The 18479-nt window shown below is 37.8% G+C and carries 17 protein-coding genes; 16 read left to right on the top strand and 1 reads right to left on the bottom strand.

The genetic code is table 11. From position 1 onward, the window contains the following. Positions 1-88: 88 nt before the first annotated feature. From EPJ90_RS05220 to EPJ90_RS05235, 4 genes are all read left to right on the top strand, one after another. The gene (locus tag EPJ90_RS05220; protein ID WP_161636678.1) at positions 89-1414 is read left to right on the top strand and encodes a CCA tRNA nucleotidyltransferase; all 1326 of its coding nucleotides are present in this window, start codon (positions 89-91) and stop codon (positions 1412-1414) included. Next, the gene (locus EPJ90_RS05225) at positions 1411-2112 is read left to right on the top strand and encodes an ABC transporter ATP-binding protein (RefSeq protein WP_125164749.1); all 702 of its coding nucleotides are present in this window, start codon (positions 1411-1413) and stop codon (positions 2110-2112) included. Before EPJ90_RS05220 ends, EPJ90_RS05225 begins: the two co-directional genes overlap by 4 nt. Continuing rightward, positions 2106-5123, top strand: a complete 3018-nt coding sequence (locus EPJ90_RS05230; protein WP_200542748.1) for an ABC transporter permease — start codon at positions 2106-2108, stop codon at positions 5121-5123. Before EPJ90_RS05225 ends, EPJ90_RS05230 begins: the two co-directional genes overlap by 7 nt. A 233-nt stretch (positions 5124-5356) precedes the next feature. Further along, positions 5357-6685: a hemolysin family protein gene (locus tag EPJ90_RS05235; RefSeq protein ID WP_161636676.1), complete on the top strand. Its 1329-nt coding sequence runs from the start codon at positions 5357-5359 to the stop codon at positions 6683-6685. Here the strand turns inward: EPJ90_RS05235 and EPJ90_RS05240 are convergent. Next, positions 6682-7107, bottom strand: coding sequence for an RrF2 family transcriptional regulator (locus EPJ90_RS05240; protein ID WP_123171725.1), 426 nt, complete (start codon positions 7105-7107; stop codon positions 6682-6684). The two genes, EPJ90_RS05235 and EPJ90_RS05240, sit on opposite strands and share 4 nt — an antisense overlap. A 133-nt stretch (positions 7108-7240) precedes the next feature. Between EPJ90_RS05240 and cysK the strand changes: the two genes are divergently transcribed. The 12 genes from cysK to holA all read left to right on the top strand — a co-directional run bounded on the left by cysK (position 7241) and on the right by holA (position 18326). Beyond that, positions 7241-8170, top strand: a complete 930-nt coding sequence (cysK, locus tag EPJ90_RS05245) for a cysteine synthase A (protein ID WP_200542749.1) — start codon at positions 7241-7243, stop codon at positions 8168-8170. Between the two features lie 200 nt (positions 8171-8370). Beyond that, the gene (locus EPJ90_RS05250) at positions 8371-8991 is read left to right on the top strand and encodes a TrkA C-terminal domain-containing protein (protein ID WP_125164745.1); all 621 of its coding nucleotides are present in this window, start codon (positions 8371-8373) and stop codon (positions 8989-8991) included. Positions 8992-9246: 255 nt separating this feature from the next. Further along, on the top strand, positions 9247-11856 hold the full coding sequence (gene alaS, locus EPJ90_RS05255; RefSeq protein WP_161636674.1) for an alanine--tRNA ligase: 2610 nt from the start codon (positions 9247-9249) through the stop codon (positions 11854-11856). 55 nt (positions 11857-11911) lie between these two features. Further along, a complete protein-coding gene (locus EPJ90_RS05260; RefSeq protein ID WP_125164743.1) occupies positions 11912-12172 on the top strand; it encodes an IreB family regulatory phosphoprotein in 261 nt (86 codons plus the stop codon). After that, the gene (gene ruvX, locus EPJ90_RS05265; RefSeq protein WP_125164742.1) at positions 12173-12607 is read left to right on the top strand and encodes a Holliday junction resolvase RuvX; all 435 of its coding nucleotides are present in this window, start codon (positions 12173-12175) and stop codon (positions 12605-12607) included. A 1-nt stretch (position 12608) separates the two neighbouring features. After that, positions 12609-12950 carry a DUF1292 domain-containing protein gene (locus EPJ90_RS05270; protein WP_125164741.1) on the top strand — a complete coding sequence of 114 codons (342 nt, stop codon included), beginning with the start codon at positions 12609-12611 and terminating at the stop codon, positions 12948-12950. Continuing rightward, positions 12850-14016 carry an endolytic transglycosylase MltG gene (gene mltG / locus EPJ90_RS05275; RefSeq protein WP_244660380.1) on the top strand — a complete coding sequence of 389 codons (1167 nt, stop codon included), beginning with the start codon at positions 12850-12852 and terminating at the stop codon, positions 14014-14016. Before EPJ90_RS05270 ends, mltG begins: the two co-directional genes overlap by 101 nt. A gap of 16 nt (positions 14017-14032) precedes the next feature. Then, positions 14033-14662: a uridine kinase gene (udk, locus tag EPJ90_RS05280; RefSeq protein ID WP_161636673.1), complete on the top strand. Its 630-nt coding sequence runs from the start codon at positions 14033-14035 to the stop codon at positions 14660-14662. A gap of 23 nt (positions 14663-14685) precedes the next feature. Next, the gene (greA, locus tag EPJ90_RS05285; protein ID WP_003773073.1) at positions 14686-15156 is read left to right on the top strand and encodes a transcription elongation factor GreA; all 471 of its coding nucleotides are present in this window, start codon (positions 14686-14688) and stop codon (positions 15154-15156) included. A 64-nt stretch (positions 15157-15220) separates the two neighbouring features. Then, the gene (locus EPJ90_RS05290) at positions 15221-15676 is read left to right on the top strand and encodes a ComEA family DNA-binding protein (RefSeq protein ID WP_244660381.1); all 456 of its coding nucleotides are present in this window, start codon (positions 15221-15223) and stop codon (positions 15674-15676) included. After that, a complete protein-coding gene (locus EPJ90_RS05295; RefSeq protein ID WP_200542750.1) occupies positions 15667-17394 on the top strand; it encodes a ComEC/Rec2 family competence protein in 1728 nt (575 codons plus the stop codon). Before EPJ90_RS05290 ends, EPJ90_RS05295 begins: the two co-directional genes overlap by 10 nt. Continuing rightward, positions 17391-18326, top strand: coding sequence for a DNA polymerase III subunit delta (gene holA / locus EPJ90_RS05300; RefSeq protein WP_125164738.1), 936 nt, complete (start codon positions 17391-17393; stop codon positions 18324-18326). The genes EPJ90_RS05295 and holA overlap by 4 nt, the downstream gene beginning before the upstream one ends. The last annotated feature ends 153 nt before the right edge of the window (positions 18327-18479 follow it).

Genomic DNA, 18479 nt, shown 5'->3' on the forward strand with positions numbered 1-18479 from the left:
ATTCCTCTTTTTTTTGATTTGTTAATTTTTGGTGAACAATGCTCACCTTCGTGCGAAGGGTGTTATAATTTATATGGAGTTGATGCAAATGATTACGTTATCTCAACAAATCGAATCTGTAATGATGGAACTTACTGACCGAGGTTTTGAAGCTTTTGTGGTTGGTGGGTTTGTTCGTGATGCGCTTATGGGCCATCGATCATTTGATATTGACTTATGTACTAACGCTTTACCCGAACAACTTCTAAAAATTTATAAAAATTATTCAATTGAACCGATTGGTCACGATTATGGTATTAAGTTTAGGGTGGATGAAGAGCATTTTGAAATTTCTACTATGCGACTTGAGGGTGATTATGAAGATGGCAGACGTCCATCACGCGTCGAGTTTATCAATCATCTCTATGATGATTCATTGCGTCGTGATTTTACGGTCAATGCGCTTTATTATCATCCACGGCATGGTTTGGTTGATTACCATCAGGGTGTTGACGATTTACACAATCGTAAGTTAAGGGTCATTGGCGACCCAAAGGTTCGTTTCGGAGAAGATGTATTGCGTCTTGCACGTTTGTATCGATTTAAATCTGAGCTTGGTTTTGACATCGAGGCGAAAACGTTGCATGCAGCTCAAAATCAGTTGGAGTCGCTTCACCGATTGAAGCTTGTGCAACTTTATCCAGACCTTACGCGATATCTAAATGGGCCCTATTTTGTAGAGACGAGTTTGCTTTGTCCCGAGTTTTTAATGACGGTATTTCCACCGTTAAAGGATACACTCGCGTTTGATCAACAGAATCCATTTCATGAATACACCCTTTACGAGCACACGATTCGTACCGTACAAGGAATTCCCAATCGAATGGATTTAAAGTTGGTTGGATTGTTTCATGATTTAGGAAAGGTCTTTGTGCAAACTGTAGACGATTCTGGAATTGCTCATTATCCCGGTCATGCGCAAGCAAGCGGTGTCATCGCACGTCCTTTCTTTGAAGGGTTTCAATATTCAAAAAAGAAAGTCACATATTTAGAGCGATTGATTCTCGAACACGATTTAAAAATTCAACCCGAGTCGGCACAAATCCAGCAACTTATTCGGGTTCATGGTATCGATTGGGTTCGAGATTTGATGATTGTGAAGCGCGCAGATAACTTGGCAAAAGGATTGGGTGCGCAGTATCAATTACAACGTTGCACGCATATCAATCATATTATTGATGAAGTTATCAGTCAAAAACGCCCCACATCCATACGAGATCTTGATATCTCGGCATCAGATTTAAAAAAGTTGGGCATTGAAGGAAAAAGGATAAATCAGTATCTCAATCTGTGTTTGGATCGTGTCATCGAAGGAACACTTCCCAATACACAAAAATCACTGTTGAATTGCATCAAGGAGGTTAATGCAGTATGAGTTATATTGAAGTTAAAGATATTACAAAAATATATAAAGTTGGAAATGTTGAAATATCAGCCTGTGCAGGTGTTGATTTTTCAATTAATAAAGGTGAGTTTATTGTCATTGTAGGACCATCTGGTGCAGGAAAGACAACGGTGATGAATATTATTGGAGGGATGGATTCGCCCACTTCCGGTACAGTTACAATTGATGAAAAAGAAATCACTGGAATGAGTGATCGCGAAATGACGGCGTACCGTCGTGACGATGTGGGTTTTGTTTTTCAGTCGTATAATTTAATTCCAAACCTTACGGCGTTAGAGAATGTTGAACTGGCAACCCAAATTTGTAACGATGCAAAAAATCCCCAGATGATTTTAGAACAAGTTGGTCTTGATAAACGGATGGGAAATTTCCCAGCACAAATGTCCGGTGGTGAACAACAACGGGTGGCGATTGCACGAGCGATTGCAAAGAATCCGAAGTTACTTCTTTGTGATGAACCAACCGGTGCACTTGATACGGAAACAGGGCAACAGGTGTTGCGTGTTTTACGTGATTGTTCCGATATTTATAATATGACCGTGGTGATTATTACGCATAATCAAACCATTACACAAATTGCTGATCGCGTTATCGAGATTAAAAACGGTAGAGTCGAACGTAATTGGGTTAATGATGATGTAAAGTCAGTGGATGACATCTCATGGTAAAAGATATCCTACGCGAAATTAAGGCGAAATGGTTTCAGTTTGTTGCGATCCTTATAATCACCGCGTTGGGGGTTGGTTTTTTTGTTGGGATTCGTGTAACCGGATACGATATGCGTGCAACCGGTGATCGTTATATGAAAGAAAGCGAAGTGATGGATTTAGAATACCGTCACAGTCTTGGTATCGATCAAGCCATGTTGGATCAACTGAGTGACATTGTCGATGGTGATGCCGTCGGTGTCTATGATGGCGATGCTTTTATGAATCTGCGTGATGTTGATGGGGTTATGAAAGTTATTGACCTAAACGATCAGACAGAAAAAGACATTACACTTGTTGACGGGAGGATGCCGAGTCACAAAAACGAAGTGGTCGTGGATAAAGTGCTCCAAGAGCACCGTGGATTTTCGTTGGGGGACACAATAAAGTTAAAGAAAAATGATGTCTTTAGACCTGCAAATCTAAAAATAGTTGGGTTTGCGGAATCAAGTCTGTATATGAATTTAGAACGTGGACAGAGTAAAGTAGGCTCGGGTAATGTTTTAGGATTTATGTATGGATTTGATCTGGATAAAGAGATTGACGTGTTCACCAGTGCGCGATTTGTATTTGCAGAGGGCGCGGATGTCGAAGATCAAAAGCAACGGATTAAAGACCATGAAGCATCGCTATCCTCACAACGATTTGATCGTGCTTCTAAACCGGCGTTTGAAAAACTCCAAGATGCGCAAGAAGAATTAGATCAAAAACGTCTTGAAGCAGATCGTGAATTTGCGAAAGGGGCTCAAGCCCTCACACAGTCCAAGCTTCAACTGCAAGATGCCCATGAAGAACTTGAAAATGGCATTCTTGAATTATCATCGCAGCCTGGACCTGGTGATTTACAAACAAAGCTTGACAGTGCCGTGCGTCGTTTTGCGCAAACGGTGGGTGAGCGTGAGAATATTCTAAAAGGATATGAAACAGAACTTGAAGAAGGGAAGGCCCAATATACTTCGGGGTTAGAATCTTTAGAGTCAAAACGTCCAGAAATTGATGCATTAAAAGAAATTGTCGACTCACTGCCTGAACCTCAAAAAACAGAAGCGTTGACGGCGATTGCATCGTTTGATAAAGCAGAAGCAACGCTTAACGCGACGAAGCTGGAACTTGATCAAAACGAAACAGAAATTAAAACAGGATATGAGCGTCTTGAACAGGGCAAGGTAGAATTTAAAGCGGGTCAAGAACGTATTCAAAAAGGAATTCAAGAATATAATCAAGGATTAAAAAGTTTAACCGAGGCAGAACAAGCATTTAATCTTAAAAAAACAGAAGCGTATGACCAAATTGAGTCGGGTCAAAAAGAAATTGATGAAGGATTACAAGAGCTTGAAGAAGCAGATCATGGGAAACTCTATCTGCTTGATCGGGAAGATGTGCTAATTGGATATCGTGGGTTTTACCAAGATAGTGACCGTATTGAAGCGATTGGTCAGGTCTTTCCATTAATCTTCTTTGGTGTTGCAATTCTTGTAACGCTCAGTACTGTAACCCGAATGGTTGATGAATCACGCATGCAAATGGGTGTCTATAAAGCGCTTGGATACTCTTGGTTTGCTTCTGCAATGAAGTTTGTTGGTTTTACAGGTCTTGCATGGATTTTGGGTTCAATCTTAGGGCTTATCATGGGCTTCTACATGATTCCAACACTTATCTATAATGCATATCGCATTATGTATCTTACACCCGAACTTGAGCGTGGTTTTGTTTGGAGTTATGCAGCAGTTCCGCTCTTGATTAGTTTTGTATCAAGTGTTGGCGTTGCAATGATTAAATCCATGTCAGTCAGCCGTGAGAAAGCAGCAAACCTATTACGTCCACCCCTTCCCAAAAGCGGTCAACGAATTCTTCTCGAACGGATTCCGATGATTTGGGATCGTCTTAGCTTTCTTTATAAAGTGAGCCTGCGTAATTTATTTAGAAATAAAACGCGCTTTGCGATGACCGTTGTCGGAATTGGCGGTTGTTGTGGGCTCCTAATTACGGGATTTGGTATTAAACATTCAATCTATTCGATTGTAGATAAACAATTTGATGAAGTGATCCAATACGACGCTATGGTTCTCTATGATCGTGACATCTCAACTGAAAATATTACGGTGACCGATTCCATTCATCTTGCAACCGAAGCAGCAAAAGTAGATGATTTAGATGTAACGCTTTATGTTGCGGAAGATTTTAAAGCCTTACCGAACTTTATTCAATTAAAAGATCGTCATACAAAAGCACCGATTTCGGTCGAAAAGGACCCGATTGTCATTACCGAAAAACTTGCCATCTTAAAAAATGTGGATGTTGGCGATGTGATGACGTTCAGGGTAAATGAACAAGAATATGAATTTGAAATCGGTGGAATTTCTGAAAACTATGTTGCGCATTACATCTTTATGAGTGAGGCACAGCATCAAGTCTTGACAGGAAAGAAACTTCCTGAGAATATGTATCTCTTTAATACATCGGATGATCACGATCAGGTTGCGGAAAAACTACTGAGCCAAGATTCTGTGTTTAATGTTAGTTTCTTGGGTGATATGCGTGAGTCCTATCAGGATATGATGGGTAATTTTGATATTGTCATCTATGTAATTGTGGGTGCCGCATTTGCTTTAGAAGTGATTGTTCTTTTAAACCTCATTACCATGAATATTAGTGAGCGATATAAAGAACTGGCGACACTCAAGGTGCTTGGTTTTTATCCAAAAGAATTGGCGACATATATCTTGCGCGAGAACATTATTCTTACATTAATGAGTTTGATATTTGGTGTTGGTTTCGGATATTTCCTCCATCAATTTGTAGTTGTTCAAGCAGAATTGGATGCAATCATGTTTAATCGTGAGCTGTTACCAATGAGTATTGTGTTGGCCATCGTGCTGACCTTTGCCCTCTCAATCGTCATTAACATCTTAATGGCACGACGCGCAAATAATGTTAATATGAGTGAAGCTTTAAAGACTTTTGATGATTAAATGATGACAAAGAGGCGCTTGCCTCTTTGTCATCGTTTGTAGTATCATTTTGAAATTATGATATAATAAAGTATATCGTTTAAGTGAAAATGCCTCAGTATTGACAATTGAGGCTGTAATTTGTAGAATTACTGTTATAGAAAATTTGGAGGATTGTTTGTGGAAAACAGTGACCAGGATAGTTATCCTAAAAGGGATCAAAATTACAGTGTAGTTATAGGGGGAGTTCAATAATGCTTGTTCAAGTTATAACCCTAGTATTTTTAGTGCTTTTAAATGCTTTTTTTGCCGGAAGTGAATTAGCGTTTGTTTCAATTAATAATAACAAACTAAAAAGTATGGCTGAGGAAGGAAATAAAAAGGCACGACGTGTATTGGATCTTAAAGAAATTCCAAACCGTTTTTTATCAACCATTCAAATTGGTGTTTCATTAGCAAGTATTTTATCAGGGGCTTTTGCTTCAGAAGCATTTGCACAAGTACTCACTGATTGGGTTGTACAAAATGGTTGGATGGCTGCTTCGGTTATGAAGCCAATTTCTATGATTTTGATTACACTGTTGACATCATATTTAATGCTTGTTTTTGGAGAACTTGTGCCAAAGCGCATTGCGATGACCAGTCCAGAAAAATTTGCTTTTTTTGTTGTTTATCCTATTTCGTGGCTGGCTGTGTTCACGAAGCCCTTGGTGAAATTTTTGTCAGTATCCACCAATCTTGTATTAAGAATTATTGGAATTGATCCAAACAAAGTTGAAGATGAAGTGACTGAGGAAGAAATTCGAATCATGGTTGATGCGGGTGAAATTGATGTCACAGAAAAAGAAATGATTAATAATATCTTTGAGTTTGATAATCTGGATGTTGCTGATATTATGACGCACCGTACAGAAGTTGTGGGTATTGATGTATCCAGCTCTTTTGCGGAGATTATGGAACTTGTGGACGAAGAACGCTACACACGTTATCCAGTTTATGAGGATAGTATCGATAATATTATTGGTTTAATTCATTTGCGTGACTTATTGCGTTATGTTAAAGATCATCGCGAGGATGAAGTATTTGAAATTAAGAAAATTATTCGTGAACCTTATTACGTACCCGATTCTAAACGTACCGATGAGCTTTTCAGAGAATTACAAAACAGTAAGATGCACTTTGCGGTCGTTATCGATGAGTATGGTGGTACGGCTGGGATTGTTACGATGGAAGATCTCATTGAAGAAATTATGGGTAACATCATGGATGAATATGATGAGGAAGAAGAACAAGAAATTGTTCCCGTTAATGTTGATGAGTATTTAGTAGATGGTGCCTGTGATATTGAGGATTTGGAAGATATTTTAGAAATTAATCTCCCAGTTGAAGATTATGATACTGTAAGTGGTTTTGTAGTGGGGCAAATCGGGCGTCTTCCAACAGAAGAAGATGTGCGTGAAGATTTATCAGATGTAATTTATCATGGATACCGCTTTTCAATCATGGAGCTTGATGAAAAGGTCATTGCACGGGTTCGTGTTACAAAAGAAAAGGAAGTCGATCTCGACTCCCTAGAAGATTAGATATAATACATATTACCGTCGCCGGATTCATTTTTTATGAGTTCGGCGATTTCTTTTAGTTTAATACCTTTTAATGTTTCGCGTAATGCTGCATCAATAGGGGTATATAAATGCGTACACAGTGCAGCATTAATAATATTATCATCTGTTGAAGCAGGGGTTTTCTCAAAAAGCGATGGTTCTAAGGCGTTGAGAATGTTAAACATATTACATTCCTTGGACTTTAAATAATAACCGCCCGCAGGACCCTTTACAGCGTCAACGAGATTCGCTTGCTTTAAACTGGAAAAAACTTGTTCAAGATAAATTTTGGAAATATTTAAATGCTCAGCGATATTAACCAGGGTGGTAAGTTCTTGATCGTTGATGTGCATATATGTCATCGCGGCAATACCGTAACGTGTTCGTGCAGATAATTTCATGTCATCACTCCTTATTACCTATAATGTTATGTCTTTTACTAGGTAATGTCAATGAAACTGAAAGAGTGTTAGAATTGACATGAATATAAATAGTTGTATAATACATATATAACATATAGGTAAAGGTGATAATATGAAAACATATAAAAATATAACAGAATTAATTGGACGCACGCCTCTTGTTGAGTTGTCGAACATTTCAAAAGAAGCTGGACTTAAAAACCCAATTCTTGCTAAGGTAGAATTTTTTAATCCAGGTGGTAGTGTTAAAGATCGTATTGCATTCGCAATGTTAACTGAGGCACGTAAACAAGGTTTCGTTAATGATGAAACCGTTATTATTGAGCCAACCAGTGGAAATACTGGTATTGGACTTGCTTCAATTGGTGCATCCATGGGTCTTAAGGTGATATTAACGATGCCTGAAACGATGAGTGTCGAACGTCGTAATTTATTAAAAGCTTATGGCGCAGAACTTGTTCTTACGGATGGTGCTGCTGGAATGAAAGGGGCTATTGCTAAGGCTGAGGAACTTGCGAAGGAATACGAAAATTCATTTATTCCATCACAATTTGATAATCAAGCTAACGTACAAGCTCACTACACAACTACAGGTCCTGAAATTTATGCGGACACTGATGGTAAAGTAGATATCTTTATTGCAGGTATTGGTACCGGCGGAACCATTACGGGTACGGGTATGTATCTAAAAGAACAAAATCCAAATATTCAAGTGATTACGGTTGAACCCGAAAATTCAGCAGTGCTCTCGGGTGAAAAACCCGGCCCACATAAACTTCAAGGTTTGGGTGCAGGGTTTGTACCATCGATTCTTCAAACAGATATCTACGAAGAGATTTTACGAATTACGGATTCAGAGGCATTTGTTATGGGTCGTCAATTGGCCCAAAAAGAAGGTTTACTTGTAGGTGTCTCTTCCGGTGCTGCGGTTGCTGCTGCACTTAAAGTAGCACAACGACCTGAAAATGAAGGCAAAACGATTGTTGTCGTCCTTCCAGATACCGGGGAACGTTATCTATCAACACCCATGTTTAACGAATAAGTATAAAAGAACACGGTAATTGAATCAAAACAATCGTGTGCATATACCACACGATTAGATTGTTTGAAGTTCTATCAGGTATCCCTAAAGAATACAGGGATGCCTTTTTTGTGGGTCATTGTATGCGAAATATTGTTTTCTTTCGTAACATCGATAATTTATGGTAATATTTAGAATATAGAGTGAATGCGAGGATAGAGATGATGACGAAGAAAAAACAAGCACGATATCAACAAATTGCCCTGGATATTGCAGCTCGAATTGCACGCAATGATCTGCTTGAAGGTGAACGGATCTCGGGGCGATCCATTTTATCAAGTGAATACGGTGTATCACCTGAAACGATTCGAAGAGCGATGAGTCTTCTTGAAGAGGTTGAGGTGGTTCATGTGGCCAATAATTATGGTGTGATTATCGGTGCGAAAGAAGCTGCGATTGCTTATTTAGATTCTTTTTCTTCGGTTTCTGATGTCACTCAACTCAAGCATCGTCTGAATGCATTGATGGATAAGCGTCATGAGATTGATGAGGAAATTCGAACGATAATCAGTCAAATTGTGGATTTGTCTGGTCGATTTTCATTCTCAGATCCCTTAAAACGTTTTGAATTTACCTTACACGCGGGTTCAAAACTAATTGGTCAAACGATTGGGAGTTCCGCATTTTATCAGACTACAAAAATGACAATCATTGCTTTAAATCGCCAAGGTACGATGATATTATCCCCTGGACCGGATGCTGTTTTTGAAGAAAACGATGTTTTGGTGGTAGTGGGACATGTGGCGGATGTTGTTAAGGTAGAAATGTTGGTTCAAGACTAGTCAAATAAAGTGTGATGTGATAAGATAATCTTGAAAAATCGTACTAAAGATATATTGGTTTTGTTGGAACTTTTAGAGACAAGTTGGTTGGTGAAAAACTTGAGGAACACGAAATCAATGCTCCTTTAGAAGATGAGGAAACTCCGTATTGTTTGCGTTAAAAACAGGAGAGATGTATACACTTGTATAAATCAGGATGGTACCGCGTGAAAACGTTCCTGGATGGAATGTTTTTTTTATGTTTAGGAGGAAGTTATGAAGCAACTTACAAGTAGTGAAATAAGAACTATGTTTTTGGATTATTTTAAAGCACAAGATCATATGATTGAACCGGGTGCACCCCTTGTTCCAATCGATGATGATACCCTTTTATGGATTAATTCTGGGGTTGCTGCACTTAAAAAATATTTTGATGGTCGTGTTAAACCTAAGAAACCACGTATCGCAAACGTCCAAAAGTCATTGCGCACCAATGATATCGATAATGTAGGAAAGACAGCGCGTCACCATACATTTTTCGAAATGCTCGGAAATTTTTCAATCGGAGATTATTTTAAAGAAGAAGCCATTGGGTTTGCATATGAGTTTTTATTTTCTCCAGAATGGCTTGATTTGGATGTAAGTAAAGCGTATTTTAGTGTGCATACAGATGACCAAGAAGCTTTTGATATTTGGGTTAATAAATATAACGTGAATCCATCACGTATTTTACGCACGGATGATAACTTCTGGCAAATTGGTGATGGTCCTTGTGGTCCGAACTCAGAAATTTTTTATGATCGCGGTGAAAAATATGATCCCGAACATATCGGAGAGCGTCTTTTCTTTGAAGATCTTGAAAATGACCGTTATGTTGAAGTTTGGAACATTGTATTTTCACAATTTGATGGTGTTGAAGGTGGGGATATCCATACCTTTAAAGAACTTCCACAGAAAAACATTGATACAGGAATGGGTTTTGAACGTCTTGTAAGTATTGTTCAAGATGGTGATACAAACTTTGATACAGATTTATTTATTCCAATCATCCAAGCAATTGAAGCGTTGACACCGCTTAAATATCACGACAATGTGATGGCATACCGTGTTATTTCTGATCATATTCGTTCATTAGTCTTTACACTAGCAGATGGTGCCGTGTTCTCTAATGAAGGACGTGGTTATGTTTTACGTCGCATTTTACGTCGTGCTGTACGTTTTGGTAAAGTGTTAGAAATTGAAGGAACCTTCCTTCATACATTAGTAGATGATGTTATTGCAGTTATGGGAGATGCATATCCAAACCTAGCAGAACATCGCAATATGATTGTGAAATTGATTTTGAGTGAGGAAGAGCGTTTTGCGAAGACATTGGCAGGCGGAGAGAAACTCTTACTTGATACAATTGAAGCAAACAAAGAGGCAATCATCACAGGGGAAGTTGCGTTTAAACTCTATGATACCTACGGTTTCCCAATTGAATTAACACAAGAAATTGCAGAAGAACATCACGTTTCTGTTGATTTGGAAGGTTTTAAAGCGTCGTTAGAAGAACAAAAAGAACGCGCACGCAGCAGTCGTCAAAAAGTTGAATCTATGGGTTCGCAACAAGAAGATCTTCTAAATTTCAAAGAAAACAGTGAGTTTATTTATGATTCGTTTGAAACACAGGGTCGCGTCGTGGGTTTATTTGTGGATGGCAAGCAAGTTGACGCCTTTACAGGTAAGGGGCATGTTGTTTTTGATAAAACATGTTTCTATGCTGAAAGTGGTGGACAAGTTGCGGATACAGGTACCATTGAATCCGATAGTGCTAAAGGAAATGTTCTTGATGTTAAGAAAGCGAATGGTGGACAGCCACTTCATTTTGTCGAAGTAGATGGAACCATTACAATGGGTCAAGTGTTTGATTTGAAAATTGACGCAAAACGTCGAATTTTAATTCGAAAAAATCACTCATGTGTTCACTTATTGCATTCTGCATTAAAGACTGTCGTTGGCGATCATGTGTCGCAAGCAGGCTCTTATGTTGATGAAAACTATTTCCGTTTCGATTTCTCACACTTTGAAAAGGTAACGGATGAGCAACTTGAAAAAGTTGAACTGATGATTAATCAATGGATTGCGGAGTCGTTACCAATTACGGTTGTTGAGAAACCACTTGAAGAAGCAAAAGCAATGGGGGCGATGGCATTATTTTCAGAAAATTATGGATCGGTTGTTCGCGTCGTGACAATGGGAGATGCTTCTATGGAATTATGTGGTGGAACCCATGCGCATGGAACAGGTGAAATCGGTGTCTTTAAACTAGTATCAGAAGAAAGTGTTGGTTCAGGTGTTCGCCGTATTCTAGGAAAAACAAGTTTCGGTGCTTATGAATCATATAAAGAAACAGAATTGGAAGTCGATCAAATTCGCACACAACTTAAATTGTCACCACAAAAATCAATTCAAACTAAGATTGAAGAGATGGAAGCAGAAATCAAGCAGTTAGAAGGCAAATACAAACTCATGATGGCGGATGTTCTCAAGGCTAAAACGCAAGAGTATATTCAAATGGCTGAACAGGTAGGAAATGACTTGAGTTTTGTTTGGATTGATATGGAAGATCAAGAGATGAATGTTGTCAAAGAACTTGTTGAACGCATTCGTGATCATGTCGATATTGTTTTTGTTGCAAATCATAAAGCATCCTCAGTAAACTTTGTTGTGGGATGCAGTGAAAAAGCAATTCAAGCTGGTATTAAAGCGGGAGATTTAGCGAAAGAAGCAGCAGTAACAACTGGTGGTAATGGTGGTGGTAAACCTAATTTTGCACAAGCCGGTGGTAAAGATATCACTAAAATAAATGATGCCAAATTAGTGATTTCTAACAAAATTGCTTAATAACTTTATCTTTTAAGGTTTATACGATAAAATAGAAATAAAGGATGTGATATAAATGTCGAAACACAATGTGACAGAAACAATGGCTTTTAATTCAGATGAAGTTCGTCGTGATCGAATTAAAGAAATCCTTGCTGAAGTAGAATCAGCACTCGAGGAACGCGGCTATCAATCCGTGAGTCAGATTTCTGGGTATTTGATTTCAAATGATCCAGCTTATATCTCTTCGCACAATAACGCGCGTGTGAAGATTCAGGAAGTTGAACGTTACGAAATTATTGAAGAGTTAGTACGTTTTTATCTTAGTGAAAAATAAATGATAGGTAAAATAATTGGTCTCGATCTTGGATCGAAAACGTGCGGTGTCGCGCTGTCTGATGGGCTTGGAATGTATGCTCATCCAGTTGAGACATTGTATTACAAAGTCTCAGTAGATGAGTTAAAGGAACCATTGGAAGCTTTAATCAAAAAAGAGCGCGTTAAAGTAATTGCATTGGGTTTTCCTAAGATGATGAATAATGATGTTGGGGAGCGTGCCCAAATTTCTGAAGATTTTAAAATGACATTGGAGTCTTGGTTTAATTGTGAAGTTGTACTCATCGATGAACGACTTACAAGTGTGGTGGCAAATCGTCAACTCATTGATCAAGATGTATCACGAAAAAAAAGAAAGAAAGTTGTCGATCAACTTGCGGCCGTTCATATACTTCAAACGTATTTGGATAAACGCCGTTTTATGGAGGGAAATTAAAATGGAAGAAAAAACACTTATTGTCATCAATGATGACGGAACTGAACAAGAAATGGATATTTTATTTACGTTTGATGATGATACATTCAACAAAAAATATGTTTTATATGTAAGTCCAGAAGATACAACAGGCGAAGTTTTCGTTTCAAGTTATGTTGAAGATGGAACATTAAATGCTGTTACAGATCCAAAAGAATGGGCTATGATTGAAGAAGTATTTAATGCATTTATTATCCAACACGATGAATCAAGTGAAGAAGGCGGATGTGCTTGCGGTCAAGATCACGAAGCGTCTGAAGATCATGAGTGCAGTTGTGGATGTGGCCATGACCACTCACACTAAGAAAATTCTTGGTGGCCTTTTGCTTGTGTGTGTGATGGCGGTTATAGGATTTATGCTTCTTTTCAATATCAACACACAAAGCATTTCAAAGGACAGTCAAACTGTTCTTTTTAATGTGAACGAAGGTGACACAATGTCTGCTGTGATTGATCGATTAGCCGATGAAGGCATTGTTCGATCCTCTTTTTTCACCAAAATTAAAGCGAAATTAGGAAATCATGATCAACTTTATGAAGGGCAGTTTAACCTCGATAAAAGTTGGGATGTGGAACGCATTCTTGAGTATCTTGAGCAACCTTCCTATGAGCATGATAAGACAGGTTCAGTAACCATCACATTGATTGAAGGAAGCTGGGCAAAAGATATCGCAAAGAAAATTTCACTGAAGACCAATACCAAAGCGGAGCGGTTTTTAGAACTTTGGAATGATCCAAAATACATTGAATCATTAATGTCTCAATATGAAGTATTGTCACAAGACTTACTCAAAAATAAAGACGCGAAGGTGTTGTTAGAAGGGTATCTTTATCCTGATACCTATGAATTTAATGTAAACAATACCGAAGAAGAAATTACGGAACGTCTTATTTCAAATGGTAATGATAAGTATCAAAACTATAAAAATCGTATTGATGCTTCAGGTATGACACCTTATCAACTCTTGAGTCTTGCCTCGATTGTAGAGTATGAAGCACCAGGTTATGAAAATATGCAGGATGTTGCGGGTGTGTTTATCAATCGTTTAAAACAAGGAATGAAGCTTGAATCAAGTGTGACCATTTGTTATGCACTTTATGAGTTTGAAGATTGGGATGATTGTGAATCGATGACGAACAATCAAATTGATTCGCCTTATAACACATACCGTTATGAAGGGATTACTCCGGGACCTATTTTGAATCCTTCGGAGTCTGCCATTGAAGCGGTACTTAATTATTCCCATCATGATTATTTATTCTTTGTCGCAAACGTGAAAGCAGACAAAAACGATCCAGATTATGGAAAAATATATTATTCAAAAACATTTGAAGAACATGACCAACGTGTCAAAGAGATACTCAATTAAGTATTAGGAGGCTATAATGAGTCCAATTGTTATTGGGATTGCTGGTGGAAGTGCATCCGGTAAATCTAGTATTGCAAAGAAATTAAAAAAACACTTCGATGAGACACAAAAAGTAGTCATCATTAAAATGGATGACTATTACAAGGACCAAAGTCACTTACCTATGGAAGAACGTTTGGCTACCAATTATGATCATCCATTTGCATTTGATATGGATTTATTAGTTTCCGATATGGAGTCTTTAAAGTCAGGGGTATCAATTCAAAAACCTGTGTATGATTTTATGAATCATACACGTAGCCAGTATTCAGAAGAAATTCAATGTAATGATGTTATTGTATTAGAAGGTCTCATGACGTTAGATGATTCTCGTTTACGTAATTTACTCGACATCAAAGTTTTTGTGGATGCACCTGCAGATATTCGATTTATACGTCGTCTTGTTCGTGATGTAAATAAGCGTGGACGTACGTTGGAACACGTTATTGAGCAATATATGTCAACGGTTCGTATTATGCACGAACAGTTCGTTGAACCCTCAAAACGCTATGCTGATATTATTATTCCCGAAGGGGCTCATAACACCGTTGCGATTGATTTACTTACAACTAAAATAAGTAGTATCATTGGTACGAGTGTGTTATAATTTTTATTCAAGGAGTGATGAACATGACAGAAAGAATTCCTGTAACACAGGCTGGTTTAGATGAATTAAATCGTGAGCTTCGCCAATTAATCGAAGTTGAACGTCCAGAAGTTATTGAAGATTTAAAAGCAGCACGCGCACAAGGTGACTTGTCTGAAAATGCTGATTACGATGCAGCTCGTGATCGTCAAGCACGTGTTGAAGCTCGAATCCGTGAAATTGAAGCAACTTTAACAAAAGTTGAAATTATTGATGGTGACAAAGCAAAAAAACACAAGACAGTTGGTCTGGGTGCTACTGTTACGATTTATGATATGGAAATGGAAATTGAAGAAACATTTTCAATCGTAGGCTCTGTTGAAGCAGATCCTGAAAATGGTAAACTTTCAAACGTTTCACCACTTGCACAAGCAATGAACGAAGCCAAAGAAGGCGACGTTGTTGAAGTTCAAGTTGATGAACCATATGAGGTTAAAGTTCTAAAAATTAACTAAGAAGCGTAAGCTTCTTTTTTTATGAATTACTTTGTAAATATCATAATTAACTAAGGGGTGGTTCATGAAATTTATTGTAATTATTGCATTAATCGTGTGTGTTGCGTCGTTTCAATTCATCATGAATATGAATGAATTGACGTTTCAAAAGAAGACATCGATACGGATTGATATCGATGATAAGTCCTATGATGTTGCTTTAGAAAGTAATGATACCATACTAAAAATTCTTGAACGGCTTGGTATTCAGGCCTCAAACATTAAAAACTTACCCAACATAACTTCTTTCTATGAAGGCCAACACCTTAAACTAGAAATGAAGAAAACAACATGTGTCTCACTTAATACGTCAAGTGAACAAGATTTAGTGCAAATAAAGGGAATTGGACCTCGCAAAGCTGAAGCAATTCTTCAATATCGGCTTCACCATCAAAAGTTTATGAGTATCGATGAACTCCTCAATATCAAGGGAATTGGACCTAAACTCTTGGAACGGATTAAAGATTTTGTATGCATTTAATCTATGGAATGTTACTTGGGACCTTGGTTGATGGAATTCTTTTAAAAATGTGTTTAGGTTGTGCTTGGACTGGTTTGCTCTGTTTTCGCAAACATCCACATCGCTTTCTTTTTCCACTGCTTTTTCTGTTAATGACGCAAATTCATCAATATTCATTTCCGCTGGGAGTTGTTGTTGCGGTGGATGATACGGGTTTATGGCTCAACCGTTTTAATACCAAGCAGCGATTGTTGATGAACTATACAGGCGAGGTAGGTGATTTACTGTGGCTTCTTGGGAATGATGTGCACTCAGGAAATTACATTAAGGTTGTGAAATTACCCTTGATTGACTCTATTTATCAAACAATCCATCAATATCCCTACCTTGAATCGTACTTTTTCGAGCGTCGCGAATCCTACCTTGCTTTGATTTCATTTCAAATTCGATCCCTTTCAGAACTGCTCATCATTTTAAAAAAACGTTTTCAAATTTCAATAAGTACTCACGTAATTAATGCAGGTGTGACATTTTGGTATCAGTATCTTTTTGGAGTGAATGCATCAAATTTAAATTTTTTGTTGCGGCAAGTATTTTCACCACACGTAACAATAATAATTCTTATTTTTCTCTTGCCAAAACCGCTCCAAAATCCATCATTTCTTATTATTTATGGTCCACTACTTATATCAAACTTAACTTCTTTATGCCAACATGCACCGCGATGGTTTATACGTTTTGTCTTAGTTTTTTATTCGTGCAAACGCTTGGATTTGTTGAGTATTGTCATGGTTCGCGTTTTGAAACCCATTATGGGATTTATCTTTTTGATACTGTATGGATGCATTTTGCTTGGACTCCCTTTGCATTATTGTGACCGGTTCTTTGCGGTGATGAATACGGTAAATACTTGGATAGAGAAACGTTTTACAGTCTACGGAGCACCACCACTTATTTGTTTGCTTTTCCTCTTTAAAGTAAAGTCGAATACGAGTGCTTTGATGCGCATTCTGTGCATTGCTTTGATGACCCTCTATAATCCATGTTACACCATTACTTTTATTGATGTCGGTCAAGGGGACAGTATTTTAATCCGAACTCCATTTTCTTTGTATACAACACTCATCGATACGGGTCGTCCGCGAGCGTATCCTGAGGTTCGCCGCGTTCTTTCAGCGTATGGAATTCAAACAATCGATCAATTGATTATTACGCACGGCGACCAAGACCATAATGGGTCACAAAATCGCGTAATAAAAGACTATAAAGTCGTGAACATCATTGAAGAAAAAGGTGCACAACTCAAATTGCTCCATGAATTGTTGTACGATAAGGTTTATCGAACAAAAAATGACAACAGTTTAATTTTAGGTTTAAAAGTAAAACAGTATGCATTTTTATTTATGGGGGATGCATCAAAAGAACAAGAGCGCGAATTGCTCCGATTCTATCATTTTGATGACCCAATTTTTCTAATTAAATTGGGCCATCATGGATCCAGGACCGCAACTGACTCACGCTTTATACAGGATTTAAAACCTCAATTTGGTTTAATTAGTTCTGATCCTTCTCAATACGGACATCCACACAAAGAAGTCATTGACATATTAAAAACGAATGATGTTGAAGTGTTAGAAACGTCGAAGATGGGCACGATTGACTTTGTGTTTACGCCATTCTTTGATTACTTTGTTTCAAATCGTGGTCACTTTGGTATAATAGGGATGGTGATAAGATGATAGACGTAATCGTAGGAAAAGAACCTTCGTTGATTAAACGTAAGGTAGAGAGTATCATAAAAGAATATGAAAACCAGTATGGTGTTTTCGATGTATCACATTTTGACACACGTGATAAGGGTTTTTTATTTGATCATGTTTTGGAAAGTGCTTTAACGGTTTCACTTTTTGGCGATAAAAAGGCGGTTGTATTATCAACTCATGATGATTTGATAAAAGAAATGGAAACATCCTTAAGTGAATTAATGGCACAATCAATGTTTGATGTAAGTCTAATTGTTATTTTTGAGAAGAAACCGCTGGCAAAATCTGTGATGGGTAAAGCAATTGCGAAGCATGCTCGTGTCCATCAAATTAAGGATCCAGATGTGGGTCAGCTAAGTATATTGATGAAACAAGAAATTGAACGGCTTGAATTTAAAATGTCGAATGCTGCCATGGTTGAATTGCTTGAGCGAGTTGGTGACGATACGACACGTCTTTATCAAGAATTAAACAAATTAAGTTTGGTCGGACAGGATATTGAAAAAGAGCACGTTGTTAAGCTAATCTCTAAAAATATCGATGAGGATATTTTTGCGATTTCAAATGCGCTCTTAGATAAAAACATTGGGAAGGCTTTTTCTGTTTATCAAAATCTACTCGCGCAGAAAGTAGACCCTCTTGCTCTTTTAGGACTTATAGGAAGCAGTTTTCGTAAGATTTATCAAATCAGCGCCTTATACGAACAAGGGATTTCAAACAAGGGGATTGCTGATCGGTTGTCGCTCTCAGAAAAACAAGTCTATTTTCTGGTGAAAAACCAGATGCGTCCGTCATTTGGTTTGTTGGAACTCTTAAATCAGCTTGCCCAAATCGATCAGGATGTGAAACAAGGAAAAATTGATCGATTTGTAGCATTCGAATTGTTTATGATTGAAGCAATAATATAAAAAAAATAACCTTCGTATGAAGGTTATTTCCTAAATTCAAATCTCAACCGCACCACCCAAGGTGCGGTTGTTTTTGTATAATAAAAGGAGCCCACCCGACTAAAAGGAGCTCCCATATGAAGTATAAACAATTAGATAAAAAAATGAAAGACC

The organism is Erysipelothrix sp. strain 2 (EsS2-7-Brazil) (genome assembly GCF_016617655.1).
GTDB lineage: Bacteria > Bacillota_I > Bacilli_A > Erysipelotrichales > Erysipelotrichaceae > Erysipelothrix > Erysipelothrix piscisicarius.

What these genes read in the sequence shown, in the direction of transcription:
- EPJ90_RS05290 (WP_244660381.1), top strand. Translation starts at nt 15,221, where the DNA reads ATGAAATTTATTGTAATTATTGCATTAATCGTGTGTGTTGCGTCGTTT.
- EPJ90_RS05240 (WP_123171725.1), bottom strand. Translation starts at nt 7,107, where the DNA reads ATGAAATTATCTGCACGAACACGTTACGGTATTGCCGCGATGACATAT.
- greA (WP_003773073.1), top strand. Translation starts at nt 14,686, where the DNA reads ATGACAGAAAGAATTCCTGTAACACAGGCTGGTTTAGATGAATTAAAT.
- cysK (WP_200542749.1), top strand. Translation starts at nt 7,241, where the DNA reads ATGAAAACATATAAAAATATAACAGAATTAATTGGACGCACGCCTCTT.
- EPJ90_RS05260 (WP_125164743.1), top strand. Translation starts at nt 11,912, where the DNA reads ATGTCGAAACACAATGTGACAGAAACAATGGCTTTTAATTCAGATGAA.
- ruvX (WP_125164742.1), top strand. Translation starts at nt 12,173, where the DNA reads ATGATAGGTAAAATAATTGGTCTCGATCTTGGATCGAAAACGTGCGGT.
- EPJ90_RS05270 (WP_125164741.1), top strand. Translation starts at nt 12,609, where the DNA reads ATGGAAGAAAAAACACTTATTGTCATCAATGATGACGGAACTGAACAA.
- EPJ90_RS05220 (WP_161636678.1), top strand. Translation starts at nt 89, where the DNA reads ATGATTACGTTATCTCAACAAATCGAATCTGTAATGATGGAACTTACT.
- EPJ90_RS05230 (WP_200542748.1), top strand. Translation starts at nt 2,106, where the DNA reads ATGGTAAAAGATATCCTACGCGAAATTAAGGCGAAATGGTTTCAGTTT.
- mltG (WP_244660380.1), top strand. Translation starts at nt 12,850, where the DNA reads ATGAATCAAGTGAAGAAGGCGGATGTGCTTGCGGTCAAGATCACGAAG.
- holA (WP_125164738.1), top strand. Translation starts at nt 17,391, where the DNA reads ATGATAGACGTAATCGTAGGAAAAGAACCTTCGTTGATTAAACGTAAG.
- EPJ90_RS05250 (WP_125164745.1), top strand. Translation starts at nt 8,371, where the DNA reads ATGATGACGAAGAAAAAACAAGCACGATATCAACAAATTGCCCTGGAT.
- EPJ90_RS05225 (WP_125164749.1), top strand. Translation starts at nt 1,411, where the DNA reads ATGAGTTATATTGAAGTTAAAGATATTACAAAAATATATAAAGTTGGA.
- EPJ90_RS05295 (WP_200542750.1), top strand. Translation starts at nt 15,667, where the DNA reads ATGCATTTAATCTATGGAATGTTACTTGGGACCTTGGTTGATGGAATT.
- EPJ90_RS05235 (WP_161636676.1), top strand. Translation starts at nt 5,357, where the DNA reads ATGCTTGTTCAAGTTATAACCCTAGTATTTTTAGTGCTTTTAAATGCT.
- udk (WP_161636673.1), top strand. Translation starts at nt 14,033, where the DNA reads ATGAGTCCAATTGTTATTGGGATTGCTGGTGGAAGTGCATCCGGTAAA.
- alaS (WP_161636674.1), top strand. Translation starts at nt 9,247, where the DNA reads ATGAAGCAACTTACAAGTAGTGAAATAAGAACTATGTTTTTGGATTAT.